The 23,900-nt window shown below is 40.0% G+C and carries 25 protein-coding genes; 9 read left to right on the top strand and 16 right to left on the bottom strand.

The features are described 5' to 3' along the window. Nucleotides 1–66: 66 nt before the first annotated feature. The 3 genes from AWN68_RS04970 to mltG are packed head-to-tail and all read right to left on the bottom strand — an operon-like array spanning nt 67 to nt 2,451. Complete coding sequence (locus AWN68_RS04970; RefSeq protein ID WP_068412279.1) at nt 67–1,014, bottom strand: YihY/virulence factor BrkB family protein; 948 nt, start codon at nt 1,012–1,014, stop codon at nt 67–69. Further along, on the bottom strand, nt 1,004–1,417 hold the full coding sequence (locus tag AWN68_RS04965; protein ID WP_068412276.1) for an acyl-CoA thioesterase: 414 nt from the start codon (nt 1,415–1,417) through the stop codon (nt 1,004–1,006). Before AWN68_RS04965 ends, AWN68_RS04970 begins: the two co-directional genes overlap by 11 nt. Beyond that, entirely contained in the window at nt 1,417–2,451 is a 1,035-nt protein-coding gene (mltG, locus tag AWN68_RS04960) for an endolytic transglycosylase MltG (RefSeq protein WP_068412273.1), read from the bottom strand. Before mltG ends, AWN68_RS04965 begins: the two co-directional genes overlap by 1 nt. Nucleotides 2,452–2,505: 54 nt before the next feature. Between mltG and AWN68_RS04955 the strand changes: the two genes are divergently transcribed. The 3 genes from AWN68_RS04955 to AWN68_RS04945 all read left to right on the top strand — a co-directional run bounded on the left by AWN68_RS04955 (nt 2,506) and on the right by AWN68_RS04945 (nt 6,419). Beyond that, nucleotides 2,506–3,129 carry an L-threonylcarbamoyladenylate synthase gene (locus AWN68_RS04955; RefSeq protein WP_068412270.1) on the top strand — a complete coding sequence of 208 codons (624 nt, stop codon included), beginning with the start codon at nt 2,506–2,508 and terminating at the stop codon, nt 3,127–3,129. Continuing rightward, on the top strand, nt 3,129–3,767 hold the full coding sequence (locus tag AWN68_RS04950; protein WP_068412269.1) for a WbqC family protein: 639 nt from the start codon (nt 3,129–3,131) through the stop codon (nt 3,765–3,767). The genes AWN68_RS04955 and AWN68_RS04950 overlap by 1 nt, the downstream gene beginning before the upstream one ends. 93 nt (nt 3,768–3,860) lie before the next feature. After that, on the top strand, nt 3,861–6,419 hold the full coding sequence (locus AWN68_RS04945; protein ID WP_068412268.1) for an ATP-dependent Clp protease ATP-binding subunit: 2,559 nt from the start codon (nt 3,861–3,863) through the stop codon (nt 6,417–6,419). A gap of 125 nt (nt 6,420–6,544) precedes the next feature. Here AWN68_RS04945 and AWN68_RS04940 read toward each other — a convergent pair whose 3' ends face one another. From AWN68_RS04940 to AWN68_RS04920, 5 genes are all read right to left on the bottom strand, one after another. Further along, nucleotides 6,545–7,705, bottom strand: coding sequence for a cytochrome-c peroxidase (locus AWN68_RS04940; RefSeq protein WP_068412266.1), 1,161 nt, complete (start codon nt 7,703–7,705; stop codon nt 6,545–6,547). 70 nt (nt 7,706–7,775) lie between these two features. Then, nucleotides 7,776–8,309, bottom strand: coding sequence for a Spy/CpxP family protein refolding chaperone (locus AWN68_RS04935; protein ID WP_068412264.1), 534 nt, complete (start codon nt 8,307–8,309; stop codon nt 7,776–7,778). A gap of 1 nt (nt 8,310) precedes the next feature. Beyond that, entirely contained in the window at nt 8,311–8,643 is a 333-nt protein-coding gene (locus AWN68_RS04930; RefSeq protein WP_157716091.1) for a hypothetical protein, read from the bottom strand. 39 nt (nt 8,644–8,682) lie between these two features. Beyond that, nucleotides 8,683–9,264, bottom strand: a complete 582-nt coding sequence (locus AWN68_RS04925; RefSeq protein ID WP_068412260.1) for an RNA polymerase sigma factor — start codon at nt 9,262–9,264, stop codon at nt 8,683–8,685. 75 nt (nt 9,265–9,339) lie between these two features. Continuing rightward, a complete protein-coding gene (locus AWN68_RS04920; protein WP_068412257.1) occupies nt 9,340–9,834 on the bottom strand; it encodes a Spy/CpxP family protein refolding chaperone in 495 nt (164 codons plus the stop codon). A gap of 244 nt (nt 9,835–10,078) precedes the next feature. On the opposite strand from AWN68_RS04920, the gene AWN68_RS04915 reads away from it, so the two are divergent. The 4 genes from AWN68_RS04915 (at nt 10,079) to AWN68_RS04900 (ending at nt 14,584) form a co-directional block, all read left to right on the top strand. Then, nucleotides 10,079–11,605 carry a carbon-nitrogen hydrolase family protein gene (locus AWN68_RS04915; RefSeq protein WP_068412256.1) on the top strand — a complete coding sequence of 509 codons (1,527 nt, stop codon included), beginning with the start codon at nt 10,079–10,081 and terminating at the stop codon, nt 11,603–11,605. Nucleotides 11,606–11,608: 3 nt separating this feature from the next. Next, the gene (locus AWN68_RS04910; RefSeq protein ID WP_068412255.1) at nt 11,609–12,556 is read left to right on the top strand and encodes a succinylglutamate desuccinylase/aspartoacylase family protein; all 948 of its coding nucleotides are present in this window, start codon (nt 11,609–11,611) and stop codon (nt 12,554–12,556) included. Between the two features lie 15 nt (nt 12,557–12,571). Beyond that, nucleotides 12,572–13,927, top strand: coding sequence for a magnesium transporter (gene mgtE / locus AWN68_RS04905; protein WP_068412254.1), 1,356 nt, complete (start codon nt 12,572–12,574; stop codon nt 13,925–13,927). 96 nt (nt 13,928–14,023) lie between these two features. Beyond that, complete coding sequence (locus tag AWN68_RS04900) at nt 14,024–14,584, top strand: thioredoxin family protein (RefSeq protein ID WP_068412252.1); 561 nt, start codon at nt 14,024–14,026, stop codon at nt 14,582–14,584. A 146-nt stretch (nt 14,585–14,730) separates the two neighbouring features. On the opposite strand, the gene AWN68_RS04895 is transcribed toward AWN68_RS04900, so the two are convergent. The 7 genes from AWN68_RS04895 to AWN68_RS04865 all read right to left on the bottom strand — a co-directional run bounded on the left by AWN68_RS04895 (nt 14,731) and on the right by AWN68_RS04865 (nt 21,127). After that, nucleotides 14,731–15,708, bottom strand: coding sequence for a YpdA family putative bacillithiol disulfide reductase (locus tag AWN68_RS04895; RefSeq protein ID WP_068412251.1), 978 nt, complete (start codon nt 15,706–15,708; stop codon nt 14,731–14,733). 102 nt (nt 15,709–15,810) lie between these two features. Next, on the bottom strand, nt 15,811–15,960 hold the full coding sequence (locus AWN68_RS18960; RefSeq protein ID WP_157716090.1) for a hypothetical protein: 150 nt from the start codon (nt 15,958–15,960) through the stop codon (nt 15,811–15,813). A 508-nt stretch (nt 15,961–16,468) separates the two neighbouring features. Beyond that, on the bottom strand, nt 16,469–16,789 hold the full coding sequence (locus AWN68_RS04885; protein ID WP_089082100.1) for a potassium channel family protein: 321 nt from the start codon (nt 16,787–16,789) through the stop codon (nt 16,469–16,471). Nucleotides 16,790–16,899: 110 nt separating this feature from the next. Beyond that, nucleotides 16,900–17,577 carry a DUF6629 family protein gene (locus AWN68_RS04880; protein WP_068412246.1) on the bottom strand — a complete coding sequence of 226 codons (678 nt, stop codon included), beginning with the start codon at nt 17,575–17,577 and terminating at the stop codon, nt 16,900–16,902. 206 nt (nt 17,578–17,783) lie between these two features. Further along, nucleotides 17,784–19,094 (bottom strand): hypothetical protein, encoded by a 1,311-nt coding sequence (locus tag AWN68_RS04875; RefSeq protein WP_068412242.1) that lies wholly within the window; start codon nt 19,092–19,094, stop codon nt 17,784–17,786. Between the two features lie 311 nt (nt 19,095–19,405). After that, nucleotides 19,406–19,774, bottom strand: coding sequence for a hypothetical protein (locus AWN68_RS04870; RefSeq protein ID WP_157716089.1), 369 nt, complete (start codon nt 19,772–19,774; stop codon nt 19,406–19,408). A gap of 114 nt (nt 19,775–19,888) precedes the next feature. Beyond that, nucleotides 19,889–21,127 (bottom strand): M20/M25/M40 family metallo-hydrolase, encoded by a 1,239-nt coding sequence (locus AWN68_RS04865; RefSeq protein WP_068412238.1) that lies wholly within the window; start codon nt 21,125–21,127, stop codon nt 19,889–19,891. Nucleotides 21,128–21,317: 190 nt separating this feature from the next. On the opposite strand from AWN68_RS04865, the gene AWN68_RS04860 reads away from it, so the two are divergent. Continuing rightward, complete coding sequence (locus AWN68_RS04860) at nt 21,318–22,298, top strand: TolB family protein (protein WP_221405704.1); 981 nt, start codon at nt 21,318–21,320, stop codon at nt 22,296–22,298. 80 nt (nt 22,299–22,378) lie between these two features. On the opposite strand, the gene rfaD is transcribed toward AWN68_RS04860, so the two are convergent. Continuing rightward, on the bottom strand, nt 22,379–23,344 hold the full coding sequence (gene rfaD / locus AWN68_RS04855; protein ID WP_068412232.1) for an ADP-glyceromanno-heptose 6-epimerase: 966 nt from the start codon (nt 23,342–23,344) through the stop codon (nt 22,379–22,381). 73 nt (nt 23,345–23,417) lie between these two features. Between rfaD and AWN68_RS04850 the strand changes: the two genes are divergently transcribed. Continuing rightward, nucleotides 23,418–23,837 carry a 6-pyruvoyl trahydropterin synthase family protein gene (locus AWN68_RS04850; RefSeq protein WP_068412229.1) on the top strand — a complete coding sequence of 140 codons (420 nt, stop codon included), beginning with the start codon at nt 23,418–23,420 and terminating at the stop codon, nt 23,835–23,837. The last annotated feature ends 63 nt before the right edge of the window (nt 23,838–23,900 follow it).

Here is a 23,900-nt window from a genome sequence, read left to right as displayed (position 1 = left end):
TGTGATCTCCCGTTTGGGACTGCAAAGATAGTGGTAATTTTATTTTTGCAAATAGCCTAGGCAAAATTATTTATCATTTGCTTCCCGAATTTCCATTTTGGCCTTATCAATAGCGGCATTCATCTCGAAACCTACCAGTAGAATTAGGGAAATTATGAACAACCATAGCATTAAAACGAGTAGCGCTCCAATGGAACCATAAAGCTTATTATAGTTCCCAAAATTGTTGACGTAATAAGAGAATCCAAATGAAGAAACGATAATGGCTAATGTTGAAAATACTGATCCTATACTCAGGAAATGCCACTTTTCGTGAATAGCAGGTGCTAAATAGTAAATGGATGATATGGCAATTTGAAAGATAAGGTAAAGGAAAACGAACCTCAAAATAAAGACCAAATCTACTGAAATGTTATCATTTATAATGGATCTTATTTCCGAGTCTTGGATCATTTGTTGCCCTACAATTAGGAGTGCAATGGATATGATAAAAGATAGCGCAAGAATGAAAATTAATATGGTAGCGATGAACCTTACGGAGAAAAAGCCCCTAGTTTCATTGGTTTTATAGCATGCATTGAAGGCACTCATCAATGAGGCCATGCCATTTGTAGATAAAATCAGCGTAAGAATAAAACCAATGGAGAGGAGTCCGCCACGCTGTTTACCAATAATGTCATGGATTGTCGTTTCTGCTGCGTTGTATAAATTTGAAGGCAGAATGTCTTTCAAAAATCCAATAATCTCATTGTTGGTGAGTTCGGGAAAGAAGGTTTGTATATATGGTGTTAAAGTAAAAAGGAAAATGATCGCTGGGAAAATGGCCATGGTGAAACTAAAGGCAACGCCATTAGCGCGATCTAGAATTTCGTCATTAGACATCTTCCTAATAAAGATAAGGATAGCGTCATAAAGACCAATTTTATCTTTCCCCAGCTTGATCTTCTGGAGAAAGGCGACCAGTTTCAGGTAGTACTTGTTTTCAAACACAAACTTAAGAATCCTACTTTTCATCGAAATAGGGTTCTAATACCTGAACTAATTCTTTTGGTGCCTTGGTCAGCTTATTGGATTCCATATTTACGAAAACCAACGAAGTCATACCCTCATTAATAAGTTCATTCTGTTCATTTCGTATTTCGTAATTGAAGCGCATTCTTACCTTAGGTATTTCTGGTACGGTTACTTGAATGGTGAGCAGCTGATCATACTTGGCTGGATTATGATATTTGCTATAGTTTTCATGAACAGGCATCATAATCCCTGCTTTTTCTAATTTTCCATAACTGAACCCGATTTTTTTCAATGCCTCAACTCTTGCTACTTCGTAATACATAGCATAGTTGCCATAATAGACATAAGACATTTGGTCGGTTTCGGCATATCTTACCCTGATTTGGGTGGAAGCAGTGTACATTATCTGAATATTCTTCTTTCGTTGAGTGCTCTTTGGAATAAGGCTGCATTCTTATTGTGCTGTACCAATGTTTTTGCAAACCTGTGATACCCGGAAAAATCTTCTTTGGCGCACATATAAATATAATCATGCTTTTCGTAATTCAGTACTGCATCTATGGAAGATATCGTTGGTAAGTTGATTGGCCCTGGAGGTAAACCTCTATTTAAATAGGTGTTATATGGGCTTTGAACTCTCTTATGTTCATTCAGCACCCTTTGAATAGTGAAATCGCCCAAAGCAAATACCAATGTTGGGTCGGCCTGAAGTGCGATATTTCTTTCAAGGCGGTTGAGGTAAAGCCCCGCAATTGTTGGTCGCTCGTCATTTTTGATACTTTCGGCTTGAACAATAGAGGCTAAAACTGACACTTGAACAGGAGTTAAGTCTAGTGCTTTTGCTTTTGCAACACGGTCGGCTGTCCAGAATTTCTTGTGTTCTTCTGCCATTTTGGAAAAAAGCTCCTCGGCTTTAATCGTCCAATACACTTCATAAGTGTTGGGCAAAAACAATGTCATTACATTTTCTGAATTCACTCCATAGTCAGCTAAAAAAGCATCATCATTTAAAAGTGCTTCAAATACCTCTGGTTCAATACCCGTATTGTCGGTGATTTTATCAGCCAGTTCGGATTTCAACCTTACATTATTGAAAGTGATTCTAACAGGGATTTGGTCTCCAGCCCTGAGCATTCTTACCGTTTCAATATTCGACATGCCTGTCTTTAGATAATATACGCCAGGTTTTACTGCATCCTGATAACCTAAAGTTTTCGAAACAAAGCTGAAGGAGATTACATCGTTGATTACTTGAGCATCATAAAACTTGTTGCGCACCTCATCAAAACTTTCACCATAGTGAATGGTAACGGTTGTGTTTTCTCGCTCAATTAGAATATTGGCGCCATAAAACACTTGGTAGAAGTAAAAACTAAAGGAGGTGAGCATTACTGAAAACACCACCATGGCTAATAGGAAAATCTTTCTTTTCTTCATTGGGTTACAAAAATAGGGTTTTTGTCATAACTTCGATTCGTTAAATGAATACTAATGCAAGCCGAGTTAATAAGAATTTATCCTGAAAACCCTGAACAGGAAAAAATCGATTACATAGTGTCGGTTTTGAGAGATGGTGGGGTGATTATTTATCCAACTGATACGGTATATGGTATTGGCTGTGATTTCTCGAATACCAAAGCTGTAGAGCGAGTTTGTAAAATAAAAAACGTAAAACCACAGAACCTATCGTTCATTTGTTACGACTTGAGTGAAATTTCTGAATACGTAAAGCAGCTTAGTACTCCTGTGTTCAAAGTCATGAAAAAGGTGCTTCCTGGTCCTTACACGTTTATTTTGAACTCTAATAGCAGCGTACCAAAAATTTTGAACGCTAAAAAGAAAACGGTAGGTATTAGGGTGCCTAACAATAGTATTCCGCGCCTTTTAGTGAAAGAATTAGGAAGGCCAATCATTACTTCTTCAATTCAAGGAGAAGATGATGTGATTGAATATTCAACCGACCCAAGCTTAATTTTCGAGAAGTATGAAAACTTAGTGGATATCGTAATTGATGGGGGGTATGGGGGCAACGTGCCTTCTACCGTTATTGATTGCTCTAACGACCAGTTCGAAATTATTAGAGAAGGTTTGGGAGAAGTAGAAGGGTTGTTTTGATGCAGAGCATTTTACTCGATTTACACTACTTGCCAAGCGTTGCGTATTTTGCTGCTATCTATAAAGCAGATGAAATCTCTATTGCGAGTCAAGGGAGGTTTGAAAAAAGAACATATTTAAATAGAAGCACCATTTTAACTGCCAACGGACCGCTTGACTTGTCAGTGCCTGTGTTTGGCGCTAATAAAAGGATCCCAATTCAAGAAGTGAAAATAGATTATCATGAAAAATGGATGAATAATCATTGGCGTGCCATTCAGTCTGCTTATGGTAAATCCCCCTTCTTTGATTTCTATTCAGAAGAATTTAAGGCTATTCTGTATGCTGAGTCAAGCCATTTATTCAACCTCAACAAGTCACTACTGACAATGTGTCTTAAGTTTCTGCAAATTGACACACCTGTGTTTTGGGAAGAAAACCTTGATGAAAAGGATAAACCCGATTTAACGGATATGAGGGGTGATATTCATCCAAGAAAGCCTATTTCCGAACTGTCTTGGTTCGCTCCTAAACCCTACCAACAAATATTTGGCAGTAACTTTGTTTCTAACCTTAATATCTTAGACCTTTTGTTTTGTACAGGGCCAGAAGCCATAGAGGTTTTAAAAAGGTCAATTGTTACATTAGAGAACAAATAGTGATTTGATTACGTTTTGTGGTAGATCATTACTAGAAAATACTATATTGATCTATCCTATAATTATTAGAACAAGCCATTCAGAAAGGAATAAATGGAAGCTAAATTTTCGAATAGAGTAAAAGAAGTCATTTCGTTGAGCCGTGAAGAGGCGCTCCGTTTAGGCCATGATTACATAGGCACAGAGCACCTTTTGTTGGGAATGATCAGAGAAGGAGAAGGCATTGCAGTGAGTATCTTGAAAAAGCTTGGTACTTCGCTGGAAGAGTTGCGAGAATCGGTGGAACGTGCTACCAAAGGTACGGCCAATCATAATGTCAAAAATTTGGCAAATATTCCGCTTACCCGTCAGTCAGAGAAAGTGCTCAAAATCACTTACCTAGAAGCAAAAATATTTAAGAGCCAATTGATTGGTACTGAGCATTTGTTGTTGTCTATTTTAAGAGATGAAGACAATATTGCTACTCAGATCTTAGAGAAATTTGATGTGAACTACGAGGTGGTCAAGGAAATGCTAGAATACCAGACAGACAGTGATACACCATTAGCTTCGTCTGACACAGACGACTCAGATGATGATTCTTCAAAAATGTTTGGAGGTGGGGCAGGAGCTTCTTCTGACAAACCAGGGCAAAAAGGAACCGAGAAGTCTCGCACACCCGTGCTCGATAACTTCGGTCGTGATTTGACTAAATATGCGGAAGAAGATAAACTCGACCCTATTGTTGGTAGAGAGAAAGAAATTGAGCGAGTCGCTCAGATTTTGAGTAGAAGAAAAAAGAACAATCCAATTCTTATTGGAGAACCAGGTGTTGGTAAATCTGCCATTGCCGAAGGTTTGGCTTTAAGAATTATTCAGAAGAAGGTGTCGAGAATACTATTTAATAAAAGAGTGGTGACGCTTGATTTGGCATCTCTTGTGGCTGGAACCAAATACAGAGGTCAGTTTGAAGAACGAATGAAAGCCGTGATGAACGAGCTTGAAAAGTCTCCTGAAGTGATTCTGTTTATTGATGAACTACATACGATTGTTGGTGCAGGTGGGGCCTCGGGGTCGCTAGATGCTTCCAACATGTTCAAACCGGCTTTAGCCCGTGGCGAAATTCAATGCATTGGGGCGACAACTCTAGATGAGTACCGTCAGTACATTGAGAAAGATGGTGCTTTGGCCAGACGTTTTCAGCAGGTTATGGTAGACCCTACTACGGTAGAAGAAACTGTTATGATCCTTGATAACATCAAAGAAAAGTATGAAGAGCATCACCATGTGAATTATACTCCGGAAGCCATTAAGGCCTGTGTTGCGCTTTCTGATCGCTACATTTCTGATCGTTTTCTGCCTGATAAGGCCATAGACGTTTTAGATGAAGCAGGTGCGAGAGTACATATCAACAATATCCATGTGCCAGATGATATTGTTACTTTGGAGGCTGCCATTGAGGATATTAAGAAGGAGAAAAACCGAGTAGTTAAAAGTCAGAAGTACGAAGAGGCTGCTCAGTTAAGAGATAAAGAAAAGAAACTCATTGACCAGCTTGACAGAGCTAAGGCCAAATGGGAAGACGAAAGTAAAGCCAAACGCTATACTGTTGATGAAGAAAATGTAGCCGAAGTTATCGCAATGATGACAGGAATTCCTACAAAACGTATTGCTCAAAAAGAGCAGTCGAAACTGGTGGGAATGGGCGAACAATTGAAGAAGCGTGTGATTGGTCAGGACGAGGCAATTGCCAAATTGACCAAAGCGATTCAGCGTACCAGAGTTGGATTGAAAGATCCAGGGAAACCAATCGGATCATTTGTTTTCTTAGGCCCAACGGGTGTAGGTAAAACAGAATTGGCGAAAAAGCTTTCCACCTATTTATTCGACAAAGAGGATTCTTTGGTAAGAATAGACATGAGTGAGTACATGGAGAAATTCTCTGTGTCTCGTTTGGTAGGAGCGCCTCCGGGCTATGTGGGTTATGAAGAAGGTGGGCAGCTTACTGAAAAAGTGAGAAGAAAACCTTACTCTGTAGTGTTGCTAGATGAAATAGAAAAAGCACACCCAGACGTTTTCAATATTCTATTGCAGGTATTGGATGATGGTATTCTTACTGATGGCTTGGGCCGAAAAGTGGATTTTAGAAACACCATCATTATTATGACTTCAAATATTGGAGTGCGTGATTTGAAGGATTTCGGTTCTGGAATAGGTTTCAGTACACAGACAAGAAAGGAGAATGAAGATTCAGTGATGAAGGACACGATCCAACGTGCATTGAAAAAGACTTTCAGCCCTGAGTTTTTAAACCGTTTGGATGATGTGATTATTTTCAATTCTTTGGGAAGAGAAGACATTCACAAAATCATCGACATTACGCTCGCGAAGTTGTTCGCTCGTGTTGAAGAGATGGGATATAAAATTGAGTTGACTGAAAAAGCCAAAGATTTCTTGGCCGATAAAGGTTTTGATCCTCAGTTTGGTGCCAGACCTTTGAACAGAGCAATTCAGAAATATTTGGAAGATCAAATTGCCGAAGAAATCCTGAAAGGGAGTGTGAATGAAGGCGATACCCTTATTGCTGATTACAGTGGAGAAGGTGAAGCTTTGACGTTAAAAGCGAAGAAGAAAAGAGCAAGTAAAAAGAAAGAAGAAGGGCCTAAAGAATAATAGGCACCCTACTCTACACATATAAAAACCCTGGCCTTTGGCTGGGGTTTTCTTTTATACGCTGGGCTAAAAATAGAAAGGAGTCCCGTATGAACTCCTTATCAACCAAAACATATTTGTTAAAATCATCTTGCCACAAAGGGGCTTGAGAACTTCACATCTGTAACGAACTCTTGATCGGTTAGCGTATTTAAAAAGGCAACAATTGCATCAATTTCTTGATTATTTAAGTTCATGCGAATAGGCCGCCCGTTTCTTTGCGCAAGTCTATTGTCTAAGTTGGGGTGATCCTGAATTCCGTTATTATAAAACTGTACTACTTCTCTTAAAGAATTGAACCTTCCATCGTGCATATAAGGTGCTGTAAGACCTATATTACGCAAAGAGCTTACTTTGAATTTTCCTAAATCTTGGTTTCTACCAGTGATTCCTCCCGTGCCAGCATCTTTGGTAAGGGCATCTAGTCCATTATTTCTTGCCTGATCTCCTGAAAAAGCAACCGTTTCATGGCAATTACTACATTGAGTTCTGCCGCTAAAGAAAAGCCTTTTGCCTTGATTTTCGATTTGTGAAAAATTAGGAAAATCATCATTGCCAATATTATTCACTTGAGTTGCACCTGCATCGAATTTTGCTTGGTATGAAACCATACTTCTCACAAACTGACTTAATGATTTTGATACACGATCTTCCGTTACCTCGGCTGAACCAAATGCGGCTTGGAATAACGGAGTGTAATAATCTAAGGCCTGTAGTTTGTCAACGAGTTCTGATAATGACAGCCCCATTTCTACCTCATCCTGAATGGGCAATAACACTTGTTCTTCAAGGCTTCTCGCTCGTTCGTCCCAAAAGAACCTCCCGTTATCATAATACCGCGCATTGGCCAAAGCCATTGAATTTCTTCCCGTATTACCCCCTAAAAAGCCTTCGCTTAATTTGTTTGCATCTGCAAAACCCTTGGCTTGAATGTGGCATGATGCACAGGCGATTGTGTTATTGGCCGAAAGATTTTTGTCGTAGAAAAGCACCCTCCCCAAAGTAGCTCCTGCATCGGTGATAAGGTTATTGCTTGGCGTATTGTCAATGCTTTCTAAGGCATTACTTCTAAAATGGGAAGGTAAATCGGGGTTGGCATAATTATATGAAACATTAGGCAAATCGAGAATGCTCGAAAAATCAGATTTCATAATGTTTTCAAACTCTTCTTCCCCCTCAATAGTAGAGTTTGTACATGATTGATACATTAGCCCCATAAGGGCACTAAATAGAAGTAATTTTTTCATGTGTTTGTTCCTTTAGGTATTGGCTATCAGTAACAGATTGTCGTGTGGGTAATTGACAATCGGTTTGTATTTACCGGCCTCCTCTGGGAGGTGGTTTCTTACCCTCTGGGCCGCCTTGTGGGGGTGGTCTCACGCCTTGAGGTCCGTTTCCGCTTGGTTCTTTGCGGAGTACTTCTGATATAATTCTATCAAAAGTTTGTTGCTGCTCTGGTGTACATATTGCCCTAATTGAAGCAAAATGATCAAAGGTTGAGATTTCAATTTTAGATTGAATATTACCCATCTTTACAGATAGCGCTTTGGCTTTTTGGTCTGAATTTTCTGTCATCAAAAGACCATGAAGTTGTCTTCTTGCTTCATTGAAATCTCGTTGGTATTGGTTAATCCGTTTGAAATGCGCTGCTTTAAGAATTTCTAACTGATCGATTTGTTCTGGTGAAAGGCTTAAGCTCTCTTCTAAAAATCTACCCTTGGCCTCAGGGCCATTATTCATCCGGTTGTTCTCGAGTCGGCCAAGCCACAAGAAAACCAAGAGGGCAGCATTAAAAATTACTAGCACTATAACTGCACCACCTAAAAGTTTATTGCGTTTGATAAAATCCATCTCAGTATTCGTTTAGGTAATCGTAATTATTCGGGCTTGAGAAATACTCCTCAGAAAACTCATCAAGGGCAGAGGTTGCTGTTGAACTGGTGTCTTGACTACTCGTAAGAAACACTAAACTGGTAAGGTTGAAAACCATTATTACAGCCAGCATGGCCAAACTCAACTTTAAGTTGGCTAGAATAGAGAAACGTCCGTAAGAAGGAGCAATCTCATTTTCCATTTTCGCCTGTAAGCGGGTATAGAAAAATGGCTTCACTTCAGCCGACTCAATGCCTTCAATGCTATTGAGGGCTTGACTGATTTTGTTCTCTATGTTGTTCTCGTTTTTCATGCTCATTCTATTCGATGCTGTTCTTCAAAAATACTTGCGCTAATCCCTAAAGTTTTTTTCATAGTAACTCTTTAAAGTCTTTTGCAAATTCTTTTTGCTCCTAAACATGAGTGATTCTACCGAAGAAACACTCGTTTCCATAATTTCGGAAATTTGCTGGTAGGCTAGGCCTTCAATTTTATGTAAGGTAAAAGCCACTTTTTGAGTTTCTGGTAATTGGCCAATGGCCTGAAAAAGTGCTTCCGCATTTTCCTTTTGTTCCATTTCAATACCAGGGTGAACAAAATGCGCTTGCTTTAGGCTGTCACTTTTTTCATCATTTCCTGCCAAAGACTGAAGAAAGGCAAAACGCTTTTGGCGTTTGTTTTTCCTGATCAGCTCTAATGACTTTGTAGTGGCAATTCTATAAAGCCAAGTCGATAATTTAGACTCTCCACGAAAAGCACCAATAGAACGGTGCACCTCAATAAATACATCTTGCGCAGTTTCTTCAGCATCCGACTCGTTTTGCAGCATACCAAGACAGGTATTGTATACGCGATTTTGGTAAGTTTCTACCAAGTCACGGAAGGCACTTTCTGAGCCTTCTTTCAATGCCGATATGAGTTGGTTTTCTGACAAGTAATGGTTGATATGATAAGGTTTAGGTAGCTGATTATGCTACCTAAACCCTTATGAAAACTAAGCTACTGATTTTTAATTTCTTCTAGGCCCATTTTCTTTAGGTCCTTTTTTCTGATGTTGGTTAAAGATCACCAACTGCTCATCGGTTAGAATACTTTTGATTTTCTGTTGACCAGCTACTTTCAACTTGGCCAAGTCAGTTTTCAAATCACCAATTTCTTCAATCACCTTGTTCACCGCTTTCTCATCATATTTTTCAGCTGAGGTAAGTGTATTGAGTCGAGCTTCTTTTTCTGCGACCAGATTTTCCATGGGCTGCGCTTTCTTCACTTCTTGTAAGTGAAATTCTTTCAGCTGACTCTCTTGCGCGGTAGTCAGGTTTGGAATTTCTAACCCCCTACGTTCTGGTCCTCTCTGTTCTGGTTTTTGCCCATTATTCATCTCCATTGGATGATCTGAAGGAGGCTTTTGATCCCCTCTGAATCCTTGTGCATTTACATTTAAATTAGACGCTAATAATACTGCAAGCCCTAGTGTTCCTAACCATTTCATTTTTGACTTTTTCATAATTTTTGACTTTTAAATTCTCATTCGTTTGAAAGCTTAGATGTAGGCTTTGACAATTTACTTGCGGTATGAAGGTGTTAAGGATTGTTAAAAAACAAGGGGTGTAGAAGTGACTTTTCCTTAGAATGACTGTCTTAGATAAAATGATCCATAACAAGGTTTGGGGTGTTTTCTAAGAGAAAATATTCTTACAATCAATCATTTTTTATTTGAACATTGCAGGCATTTACTATCTTAATAGGATATGAGGGAAATACAGAAAATTGAACTGAGGCAACTTGAAATCAGTGACTTCAAAAACTTAACAGAATCTATGAAAGCGGCCTATGAAAATTGGTCAGGCGGATGGTGGGACGAACACCATATCCAGAAGCTCATAGATATTTTCCCTGAAGGTCAGTTGGTCATTGTGGCTGACGATGAAATAGCGGGTTGTGCGCTGAGTTTAATTGTAGACTACGATAAATTCGGTGACAACCACACCTATGCAAAAATAACAGGTAATTATTCTTTCTCTACCCACGACCCAAATGGCGATGTGATTTATGGTATTGAGGTGTTTATTAAGCCGGGCTTTAGAGGCTTGCGCTTAGGTCGAAGACTTTATGATGCCCGTAAGGAGCTTTGCGAAAACTTGAACCTAGAGGCGGTTGTTTTCGGTGGGCGAATTCCGAACTATCACAAGTATTCAAATGAGCTTACGCCAAGACAATATATAGATCAAGTGAAGCTTAAGCAGCTTTACGATCCTACCCTTACCTTTCAGTTGAGTAATGATTTCCACGTCAACAAAGTGATCAAGGGCTACATGCCAGGTGATGACGAGTCGGAGGATTATGCAGTACTTTTAGAATGGAACAACATTTATTATGTTGAACAGGAACCTCAGCTTAGCGATCAAAAGAAAGTAGTTCGCTTAGGATTGATTCAGTGGCAAATGCGGCCGTACAATGGAATCGATGAGCTTTTTGAGCAGATTGAGTTTTTTGTGGATGCCGTTTCGGGTTACAAAAGTGACTTCGCTTTGTTTCCAGAATTCTTCAACGCGCCTTTAATGGCCAAGTACAATCACCTTTCTGAGGCCGAAGCCATTCGTAAGTTGGCAGAGTTTACCGAAGAAATTAGAGAGCGCTTTTCCAAACTGGCCATTAGCTATAATGTAAACATCATTACAGGCAGTATGCCTAAAATGGATGGCCCTAAGCTATATAATGTGGGCTTTTTGTGCCGAAGAGATGGTACTTTTGAAGAATACACCAAAATGCACGTCACCCCAGATGAAGCTAAATATTGGGGCTTGACGGGTGGAGATACTGTTAAAGTCTATGAAACAGATTGCGGCCCAATTGGCGTGTTGATTTGTTACGATGTGGAATTCCCCGAGCTGCCAAGGATTTTGGCGAATGATGGCATGAATATTCTGTTCGTTCCCTTCCTGACCGATACTCAAAATGGTTACTCTCGTGTGCGTTATTGCGCTAGAGCAAGGGCAATCGAAAACGAATGCTACGTGGCCATTGCTGGCTCTGTGGGTAACCTTCCGAAGGTAGAAAACATGGACATCCAGTTTGCTCAGTCAGTTGTGTTTACTCCTTGCGATTTTGCTTTCCCAACCACAGGAATTAAGGCTGAAGCCACGGCCAACACAGAAATGATTTTGGTGGCCGATGTAGACTTAGACTTGCTTTGGACATTGCACAACAAAGGTGCGGTGCGCAATTTGAAAGACCGAAGAACGGATGTTTACGATATTCAACTGAAAAAGAAATAAGTATTGAGAGCGCCATTAGTAATCGGAGGCAAACAAATATTGCCAGGTCAAGAGACTAAAATCAATATTAATATTGCGCGACTTCCTTCGCATTCGCCAATTGATTTACACATCACAGTAGCCCGTTCAGAAATTGACGGGCCTACTTTGCTCCTCAGTGGAGGTATGCATGGTGATGAAATTAACGGTACCGAAATTGTCCGTAGAATTATAGAGAAAGATCAACACATACCGCGGGTGGGAACCGTCATTTGTATTCCCATCATTAATATGTTTGGCTTTATACATTTTAGCCGCTATGTGCCCGATGGCAAAGATGTGAACAGATCATTTCCGGGAAACAAGAATGGTTCTTTGGCCGCTAGAGTAGCCCATTTTCTTACTACGGATATAATTCCTAAAATCGATATGGGTTTGGACTTCCATACCGGAGGAGCGGACCGCACGAACTATCCGCAGATTCGTTGCGCGATGAAGGAGCCTAAGAACCAGCAACTTGCTGAAATATTTCAGCCTTCATTTATCCTGAATAGCCCTTTTAGACCTAAATCTATGCGCCAAACGGCTGCTAAAATGGGCAAGCAAATTTTGGTGTATGAGGGGGGAGAATCGGCTCGATTTGACGAATTTGCAATACAGCAAGGCATCAACGGGGCTTTGAGAGTGATGAAACATTTGGGCATGCGTGAACGCGCACCAGAAGCGCCACATGTGACCAAAATCATCAATAGCTCCTCTTGGATTAGAGCGAAAACCTCAGGGGTTTTCTTAACCATGGTTCCCTATGGTTCAGAAGTAGAGAAAAACCAGCTTATCGGTCATATCAGTGATCCTTTTGGTGGTTCAAAAATTAAAATTAAAAGCCCTGTTTCTGGTTATGTGATAGGTTTGAATAACAATCCAATCGTTCACCAAGGGGATGCCCTGATGCATATTGGGGTAAGAAAGTAAAAGAGAAAAAGTAGCATGGAGAAGGAAGTGAAATCGTGGGAGCAACTGGCTGAGTTGATTGCTTCTTCGGATCAAGAGGGTATTCATGATTACATGGATGAGAATAAGTCGGAAGACATTGTCCATGCTTTTAGCCATTTGAATAGAACCGAGCAGAATGATTTGCTGGGTTTGATGAGTGCCGAAGATGGCGCAAGCTTACTAGAGCGAATTCCGCAATCACAGGCCGTCCAGCTCATAGAAGACACGGAGACGGAAACAGCTGCTTCTATTCTAAACCAACTCTATTCCGATGAGCAGGTAGACATTATTTCTGAACTGGATGACGATGACGCACACGCCATTTTGGAGGAAATGTACCCTAAGGAGGCGGAGAATATTCGGAGACTAATTCACTACGATTCGGACTGTGCTGGCGGGGTAATGATTACGGAGTATTTGGCTTTTGAAAGCAACGAAACCGTTGGCCAAATCACCACGAAACTGCGAGATAACTCTGAAGAATATGAGGACTATAATGTTCAGTACATTTATGTAGTGGACAAGGGAGAGTTTGTTGGTGTGCTCCAAATGCGGGACTTGCTGCTTTCAAAAGCGTCCGTTCCGCTTTCAAAAATTGTAATAAAAAATGCGCTTACAGTAAAGGATACAGATCACCTTACTGACCTCATCAGCTTTTTCGATAAATACGATTTTTATGGAGTACCCGTAGTCAACGAGGCGAATATATTGCTCGGTATCGTCATGCGGAAGCATGTGAGAGAAGCGGAAAATGATCGTTTTAATACAGAATTATTAGAAACGCAAGGTATTGTGGGCGGGGAAGAGCTGCGTACCATGCCCGTTTTGCTTCGTTCACGCAGAAGACTTTCTTGGCTGAGTGTCAACATACTCTTGAACATCTTAGCAGCGAGTATCATTGCTTTTTATCAAGACACCCTTCAGGAAGTGATTGCCTTGGCTGTTTTCCTTCCAGTAATTTCGGATATGAGCGGCTGTTCTGGTAACCAAGCCGTAGCGGTAAGTTTAAGAGAGCTTTCGCTGGGGGTGGTAAAGCCTTATGAATTAATGCGTGTGCTTTGGCAAGAAGTCAAAGTGGGCTTGATCAACGGAGTAGTGCTTGGCGCACTGATTGGTTTGGCGGCTTTCTTTTGGCAGGGCAATGCCTATTTAGGCTTAGTCGTGGGTGGTGCATTGGCCATTAACACGGTTGTTGCCGTTGCTATTGGAGGTACAATTCCATTGTTTTTAAAGAAAATGAAAGTAGATCCAGCTTTGGCTTCCGGCCCAATTTTAACGACAGTTACCGATATGCTCGGTTTCTTCCTAGCCCTAACTTTCGCTGGTTTGGCGTTGGCGCATTTGGTTTGATAACACAGGAAATAACCATCGGCTGACTTAATGCTAATGCGTTTCTTCGTAAACAGTAAACAGTAAACAGTAAACAGTAAACAGTAAACAGTAAACATGTCAAGAATTCCTTCCAACATGTTACCACTGGGGACAACGGCTCCTGATTTTAAATTACTGGATACCGTTTCTGGTCAAATGCTTTCATTGAATGAACTGAAATCTGACAAAGCCACGGTGATTATGTTTATCTGTAATCACTGCCCTTTTGTAAAGCACGTGGACGAAGGAATTGTAGCTTTGGCAAAAGACTATCAAGTGAAAGGTGTGTCTTTTATAGCCATCAGCTCAAACGATGTTGAAAACTACCCGCAGGATTCGCCAGACTTAATGAAAGTGGAGGCCGAAAAAGTAGGTTATACTTTTCCTTACCTGTTTGATGAAACCCAAGAAGTGGCCAAAGCTTATCAAGCGGCTTGCACGCCCGATTTCTACGTGTTTGATGCCGAATTAAAATGCGTGTATCGTGGCCAATTTGATGATTCAAGGCCGGGGAATGGCCTGCCTGTAACAGGCAAAGAATTACGCTCTGCCTTAGATTGCGTGTTGAATAACGAGAAAATTGATTTTGAACAGCGACCAAGTGTGGGCTGTAATATCAAATGGAAGGTAGGATAGCGATACAAATTGCTCCACTAGTCGTAGCTTCATGCTGCGACTATGAAGAATTGGTCTAAGCCAGACGCTTAGACCAGATGGGGATACAAATCACTCAACCCTCCAAGGGTTTCAAACCCTTGGAGGGTTCTTTGCTATCACTGCGACTATAAAGATGGGTTCTTAGCCTGAATAGCCTTAATAATCATTTCAGAATGCACCCTTGTATTCTCAATAAACAGCGTGCTTGTCTGCATTCCAGAATTAATCACTCCAGCCACATATACATTGGGCAAATTGGTTTCCAGCGTGTCTGCATGATGCACAGGGATTTTTAACTCATCTTCTGAAATATGAATGCCCAAGGCTTCGAATAAAGCATAGTTGGGTTTGTAGCCTGTCATGGCCAAAACGAAATCGTTCTCAATGGTTAATGGGCCGTCAGGTGTATTGATCCGAACTTGGTGTTCTGTAATTTCAGTAACTGTGGAATTAAAATAAGCCTTGATTGCCCCTTCTTTAATTCTATTTTCAATATTGGGTTTGATCCAGTACTTCACCTTAGGGTAAATTTCTGACTCACGAATAACCATAGTGACTTCCGCTCCTTTGTAATAGGTTTCTAAAGCCACATCGCAGGCCGAGTTGGCCGAACCAATTACCACCAGGTTTTGATCTACATAAGGATGAGGATCATCATAAAAATGCTTCACCTTCGGTAGGTTTTCGCCTGGAATGCCTAAGAGTCGGGGTGTATCATAAAAGCCAGTCGCGACAATTACGCTGTTGGCGGTGTATGTGCCTTTCTTTGTCTCGATGTGATACACTTCGTTTTCAGAAGTCATTTTATCTACCCTGGTGTAGGGTTTTATGTTCAGTTTCCAGCTTTCTTGAACCCTTCTAAAATATTCTAAGGCTTCCCTTCTTGTGGGTTTATCCGTATGGGAGATAAAGGGTACGCCACCAATTTCTAACAAATTGGAGGTGGAAAAGAAGGTCATATTGGTAGGGAAGTGATAGATGGAATTCACCAAAGTTCCTTTTTCCAACACCACGTAATTTAAGTTGGCTTTTGTGGCTTCAATAGCACAATTAAGTCCGATGGGGCCGCCTCCTATAATTACTAAATCAAAATGGTTTTGCATGGTATTCAAACTGCTACGGGAATAAGATGGTTCATGAAATTGTGGGTTTGTGATGTCACTAGTTGTGGCGTTTCGTTTCGACTAGTTAGGTTCCTCCCGTTCTTATCGAAATAGCTTTACTAGCCAAACGATCAAGGCAATTATTCCCAAGCCTATTAAGGCAAACAAATAAGCTTTTGCAGCTAAGCCAAAATTCTTTTCTTCAAATTCTGGTTCTTTTTTATCTTCAACTACTTCTTTATCTCTCTTCATTTTTCGGGCTCATTAACTTATTATACAAGTGAGCATTAGTGAATATTCTGAAGTTTCTGATTTACCAGCAGAGCTGTTACATAGATTAGAACTACCAATATATTATGAATCCATTGCAATGTGCGGTTCGTAATTCTGAATGAGAAAATCGGGAATGTGCTTATTAGCAACTTTAGATATAAAATAATTATTTTCTTGCTTAAAAAAATGGTCTGAGGAACATGAGACTCCCAAGCAGGCTTTTTAACGATGAGATCATAAAATCGAATCCCAAGCTTTGTTAACCCCACTACCATTGATATCAGAGCTAGAGTTTTAAGGCTCATACTTATGGGTTTTATTCATTTTATGATCGTCATTATTTTCTGCTAGTCGATGCGTCTCGCAGCGACTATGTAAGTTAATACTTATCACTAAATATGACGAAAGTGGTTTTCAGTATTCGTCTAAATACTACACTTAGATCAATTGTGAGTTTGGCTCAATAATGCCAAATACAATAAACAATTTAATTCTTCTGGTTAAAGTGGTCTTGGGGGATGTTTTTGAAATGGTTGTATACAGTATTGATAAAGGTAAGAATAAGGCCAACTCCAATAATGATATAGATGATAGTGAAGATTTTACCCCAATCGGTTTGAGGTGAAAAATCTCCGTAACCCACAGTGGTTAAAGTGATGATTGAAAAGTAGAGCGAATCTAACCAAGTCCATTGTTCCAAATAATGATAGGTAACAGTGCCTATGACCAATACCGATACCGTTGCAAAAAGTAAATTTCTGTAATGCTTGTCGCGTAGAAAGGATAGTATCGTTCTGAGGATAATCAACCTGGAGTTTTACTTTAAAATTACTAAAAAATTAGCCTATTGCTACGCTTCCCTCTCTTCTCTATTTCCTTCCCTCGTTTGTCGCACTAAAAGTGTTCAGAGCCGAAAGCTCAGTCTCTCCAAGAGAATAACTTTACTGTTTGCTGTGAATCCTTGCTCTGGAGGGTGATAACAGACAAAACAATTATACTAAGCCCAGCTGCAAAAAAGCACCATACCGAAAGTGCAAATTCGGAAAAGAACATTTTGCTAATAAAATGAGCAGCTAAAATGGTAACCCCGAGCAATTTCATCCTTTTTTGACTTGACATGAATGGTGATAACACTGTAGAAATAAAATATAAAATACCACTGATTTGGACTAGTTGATAAGGGAATTCAAGTGTATAGCTGATATGATATCCAACAATCTGTGCATGGAGAGGGTAAGCAACAATACAATAAGCTAAATAAGAGGCAACAATTACACCGACCCCAGTCAGAAAGAGTAAAATCCTTTTCTCTTTTTCTCTTTTTTCAACCATCCATATTGAAAGAGGGACCAATAAAGGCCAAATAACCTGTGCAAAAGTGAGAAAAACATACATAGAAATGTTTTGCCAAGCACTATAATCTGAATTGGATAAAGCAACCCAAAGCATGCCTTCAGAGAATTGCTGAATAGCAAATAGTATGGGTATGCTTGCGAAAGGTAGTTGATTTGGTGTTTGTACCTTCCTCAGGGTGACAACCCCCACAGTTGCTAGCACTGCACTTGCTCCAAAACTTGCTCCAGCAGAAAAACACATATGGTGATACTTATGGTTTAAAAAACAATGAAAAGATAGCGCCAGAACTTAAGAGGTAGCAATGATGCTAGGATAGAAAAATCAATATACAATTAGATTAAGACTTTCTCGCATGAACATAAGCCCAAGATGTGAATGGTAGAAGTCTAATGAAAATCTAAAATATATACTTGCTTTTTAAGACAGTACCTAAGACTAGATAATGCCTACCAATTAGGTTTTGGTATTGGATCATACCTATGCCATGGCACTTCGTTGAGCAAATGAAAACCACGGTTGGTGAGGTAGAAATTGGAGAGGTCGTAAGTTTTAAGCCTGATGTTCAAGGTGTCACTTTCGAATACTCCACTAATTTTCATGCCATCCTCGAGCTTTTCGTAATTCAGATCATAGCTCTTTTGTAAACTGTCTCTACCTATCTTGAAAGTAATGAGCCTTTCTACTGTATCGATCTGTGTAGTATAATATTGAAGTCGATCATCCATGTACATCACCTGCGTATTCACAGGGGAGTCAAATATCATTCTTTGCCAGCGTATATCGTCTGTCATCAGTGGAGGTATGGTATCACCATTTTGAACGAAGTGTTCTACATCATAAAGCCCATATAAACTCGATTTTGGTCTTAACTCTCCATATTGAGCTCTGCCTGAAATTCCAGCATCAATTCTTTGGTAATAGTTGTATGCAACAAAAAGTACCATCAAGGTCAATAATATGGCGTTATTACGGGAAGATTTAAAGAATGGCGGCCAAGCAATAAGGTCTTCGCTTTTTCTGAAAATGAGCAGGCCAAAGATTGCTTTATAGTCTATCATAGCAATGTAAAGCCCCATAATCATTAACTGGGCAGAGAACAATTTTACGGGAACGTCATAGGCCATGTTCATCATAAACACATTGAACATTACCCCGAAAGTGACCATGCCGCCCAGCGTGCGGGTTCGCTTAAAAAGTAGCAGTGTTCCTGCAATCACCTCACTGAGGCCTGCATACACAGAGTACGTTTTAGAAGCGCCCATAAAAGTCCACAGAAGCCCCATAGGAGATGACTGTCCATAAGTTTTGAGGAGTCTATCTATATGAAGCTCTGGCATTTGTAGCCAGAAAACCTTGATGAAACCATAAATGGCCATATAATAAACCAGATAGTAAACCACTATCATCACGAAAATCCTCCATAATCTGTAGTAATTGGTGCGTTTGCGATCTAATGCTGTCCAAATAAGACTTCCAAAAATGGCTAAAGCGAAAAACGAGATATAGAAGATCCAGTCGACAGTTTTATCTCCACTGCCCGTTGGGTTAACAGACAATTCGCTTATCCCTAAAAATGTGCTTGCGATTAGTTGTGCAAACCATTGCCAGAAACTGGAGAATAACTGATCTAAAATATAGAGATCGAAAACACCAAAAATTGTGGAAAATGGAAAGGGTAGAATGAAGAGCAGAAAGAATATAAATGTGAATCTAAATCCTACTTTTTGAGTACCCGACCAAGGTTGTTGATGATACATGTGATTGAGTTTTTACGAGTAAAAAATATATTTCTGATTTTAAAAGTTTTGACCAAGGCTAAACGAAGCAAAGCTAAAAAATAACCTTTTTAGGTTTAGGTACGCTATTAAGGGTTATAAGTAAGTAAAAATCAGCCATTTAAAAAATGAATATTTTCTGGCTGAACTTGTCATTGTGATTATTGGTGATTCAGCCCCACAAGCCATGGCGCCCCCACTAGCCGTTGCGTCTCGCTGCGACTATATGATTTAACTGACCACTAAATCTGCTTGAAGAGCTTTTGGTAAGCGGCTTGTTTGAGTGTGGTGCATCACTCATTCATTCTGACATCTTCAATTTCATTCTTAATAAATGTTGCACATGCTTCATGTAAGTCTGAATAATTTATCGAAGAGCTTGTGTCTTCCGATCCAGTATAATAACCTACAACTGACTTCTCATTATCATTTTTGAAATACCAACCCGAATTGCCCCGTTTACTTTCAGACCATTCAAGCCATTCTTCAATGACTTTTGGATGCTTTGTAAGTCCAGCTTGAATAGCGTCTATACTTATTTGGTCGAAATTTGAAAAATAGCCTGTTGATTCTAGTAAGTTATAAATAGATTGATTGTTATCAGGACCTCGAAAGTCACTAGATAGATGAATAATTTTTAGTATTTGATTTTCCTCTTCCATTCTAATTATCACTCACTATACATTGCTGGTTATTATTTATCTAAAGTACAAAAAAAAATAGGTGCTCACATATCGTGAGCACCTAGATAATCTACGGTACTAAGGACAATTCCCTTAGAATTTAATATCCACCGTTTTTAATTCTTCGCCTCGTTTAAATTCCACTTTGGTTTCGTCACCAAGTTGGAAAGCCGCAAGGGCCCTCATATAACTCATCATATCCACAATGGTAGAGTCGCCAAGCTTCATTACAATATCTCCTTTTTGCATGCCTGCTTTTTGCGCTGGCTTTTCTTCAGAAACACCGTCTATTCTCATGCCTTGGCCATCGTAAAGGTAATCGGGCACTACGCCAAGGGAAACTGTGAATCGTGGGCTATCACCGGATTCGTCTTTTGTTTTGGTAAAGGCGATTTTCTCTTCTTGATCTAGCGACAATACGAGACGTTCAATAAGTCGAACCACTTTCACTATGCCATGGTAATTGATTTTATCAGCATCATCCGAAGGACGGTGATAGTCTTCATGTTGGCCTGTAAAGAAATGCAGCACGGGTAAATCCTGTAGGTAGAACGAAGTGTGATCGGATGGGCCAATGCCAGACTCAGAAGTTACTAACTTCAAAGTATCTGTGTTGGCGGCTTCGATTTTATCCATCCATACTGGACTGGTGCCAACGCCATTAATGGCTACTGTTTTTTCGTCATTCATTCTACCTACCATGTCCATGTTGATCATGTAATCCACGGTACCTAAATCAATGGTTGAGTTTTTAGAGAAGTAATTCGAACCCCAAAGCCCGTTCTCTTCTCCAGAGAAAGCCATGAAAAGGTAGTTTTTATCTTTCCCTTTATTCTTAAGAATTCTTGCCAATTGAATCATGGCAGCCGTACCGCTGGCATTATCATCGGCTCCATTGTGAATAGCCTTTTCTCCTCGGTAAAGAGAGCCCTCTTCCCCATATCCTAAATGGTCGAAATGAGCGCCAATGACTACCGTGTTTTCGGCTCCGTTATCAATGTATCCAACTACGTTTCTTCCGGTAATTCCACCTTCAGCATCGCCAATGACGGCTTCTTCATGCGGGCTGGTTGATTTTTTCACATTGAAAGGCTGCATATAACCGTCAGTGCCTTTAGGCTCAAGACCATACTTTTTAAAAGCTGCGGCTATGTATTCGGCTGCCAATTCTTCTCCTGGAGTTCCAATGGCCCTGCCTTCTAATTTGTCATCGGCCAAGTAGGCTACGTCTTTTTCTACACCCGTGCGGATTTCCTTATCGGTAGTATAGCTAGTACAGCTGCCCAGCCCAATAAAACTGATGATGCTTATGTAAAAAGTGATTTTTCTCATGTCTTAGAATTTATGGTCAAAGATAATAATCCTTATCTTCGCAGCTTCAATTTACGACATCATAATGAAGAATAAGTATTGTCTGCTATTAACGCTGTTTGTTGTTTTTAGCTGTAATTCCCCCAAGCAGAAAACTACAGAAGTAGAGTCACAAGAAAATTTGGATTCACTTCTGTTAAAGCCAGAGGAAATGAAATTCCTTAAGAACATTAAGCAATTGACTTTTGGAGGAAATAATGCCGAAGCTTACTGGAGCTTTGATGACAACTACCTAGTGTTTCAATCAGATTATGCTGAATGGGGTGTTAGTTGTGATCAAATGTTTATTACAGACTGGCGTAATGACGATTTAAAAAACAATAAACCGGAAATAGTGAGCACCGGCATGGGAAGAACTACTTGTGCTTATTTTCTGCCAGACAACACCTTCGTTTATGGCTCTACCCATTTAGGGGATGAGAATTGTCCTCCTGTTCCTGGGCCTCGCGAAGACGGTAAGTATATTTGGCCTATTTATCCTGACTACGATATTTTCACGGCCAATATGGATGGTGAGATCATCGCTCAACTTACTGATAATCCTGGCTACGATGCGGAGGCTACCGTATCTCCAAAAGGAGATAGAATCGTTTTTACTTCCATGAGAACTGGTGATTTGGAGCTTTTCACTATGAATATTGATGGCTCTGATGTAAAGCAAATTACGAATGAGTTGGGTTATGATGGCGGTGCTTTTTTCTCTCCTGATGGCGAGAAATTGATTTTCAGATCTTCTAGACCTAAGACGGAAGAAGACATTAAGATTTATCAGGACTTACTCAAAGAAGGTTTGGTAATGCCTACCAACATGGAGCTTTACATTTGTAATGCAGATGGTTCTGACCTGAAAAAACTTACAGATTTAGGGCAAGCCAACTGGGCACCTTTCTTTCATCCTTCTGGCGAGAAAATCATTTTCGCTTCAAACCATACGGCTACGCGTGGTTTTCCTTTCAATTTATACATGATCAATATTGATGGAACTGGCTTAACCCGAATTACACAAGACGATACTTTTGATGCTTTTCCTGTGTTCTCGAATGATGGTAAATACTTGGTGTTCTCTTCCAACAGAAATAACGGAGGGACAAGAGATACCAATCTCTTCGTAGCCGAATGGATTGGGGGTTGATCAGCAACTGAAGAACTTTAAAACAAAAAAGGTAGAGTTTGCGCTCTACCTTTTTTCATGTCTATACGCTGCTGGGAATACTAGTAATAACTATGGTTGGACAGATAGTTCTTCACATAATCTTCCACACCAGCTTCTAAAGAAGTGAACTCTTGCGTAAAGCCAATCGACTTTAGCTTGGCCATATTGGCTTCAGTAAAATATTGATACTTGTCGCGAATGTCGGCAGGTGTATCTATAAATGAAATCTCTTCTTTCTTGTCCATTGCCTTGAAAGTGGCCTTTACAAGATCTAAGAAAGTTCTGGCTTTGCCACTTCCTAAGTTGTAGATGGCAGAGTCTTTTCGGTGATGCATTAAGAAATAACAAACGTCAACCACATCTTTTACATAAACGAAATCTCTCATTTGCTCACCGTCCTTAAAGTCAGGATTGTGAGATCTGAAGAGTTTCATTGCGCTTGTTTTCTCTATTTGGTTGAAGGCGTGCATGATCACTGAAGCCATTCTGCCTTTGTGATATTCATTAGGGCCATACACGTTAAAGAACTTCAAACCAGCCCAGAAGAAAGGTTGCTTTTCTTGCTTGATCGCCCACTTATCAAAGTCGTTTTTAGATTCTCCATAGGGGTTAAGAGGAATCAGTTTAGGGATGTTTTCTTGGTTATCATCATAGCCATATTCGCCCAAACCATAAGTAGCAGCAGAGGAAGCATAAACCATTGGGATTTGATACTGAATACATTTCTCCCAAATCTGTTTGGTGTATTCTGTATTCATTTTACTTAACAAGGCTTTGTCAAACTCAGCGGTATCTGTTCTGGCGCCTAGGTGGAAAATGAATTCCACTTTTTCGCCTACGGTATCGAGCCAAGTAAAAAAGTCGTCTCTGTCGATAGACTCGAGAATAAGTTTACCCTCTAGATTTTTGTTTTTTTCTTCATTGTCGAACTTATCAACCACGATGATGTGATTGAAACCTTCACTATTCAATTTGCTTACTAGACAACTTCCAATAAAACCCGCTGCTCCCGTTACTACAATCATAAAGTATCTGAATTTGTGCTTGCCAAAGTTAAGCAAATACCCATTATATTTGCACCGAAATTGAAGAGAAGGTATGATCTACATCAGTAGGAAAGAGCATTTTAACGCAGCACACAAGCTGTACAATCCTAATTGGTCGGAAGAAAAAAACGTTGAAGTTTTTGGGCCATGTGCTAATGCCAATTGGCACGGCCATAATTTCGAATTGATTACGACTGTGAAAGGAAAACCAGATCCTGAAACTGGGTTTGTGGTAGACCTAAAACAGCTTTCCAATGTAATTAGGGCAGAAGTGATCGAAAAATTAGACCACAAGAACCTGAATATCGATGTGGATTTCATGCAAGGTAAAATGGCCAGCTGCGAAATTTTGGTAATGGAAATCTGGAAGATTCTAGAACCTGAAGTAGCCAAAATCACTAGCACAGGAAAACTCCATAGCTTGCGTCTTTATGAAACCCCAAGAAATTTTGTAGAATATTTCGGAGAATAAAACTCTGAAATTGGTAACCCTATTTCCGTCCTAAAGTTCGCCTTACCTGATTACCTGATTACC

This window comes from Roseivirga echinicomitans, from assembly GCF_001592935.1.
Classification (GTDB): Bacteria; Bacteroidota; Bacteroidia; order Cytophagales; family Cyclobacteriaceae; genus Roseivirga; species Roseivirga echinicomitans.
This window is presented reverse-complemented; position numbering and strand designations above follow the sequence as displayed.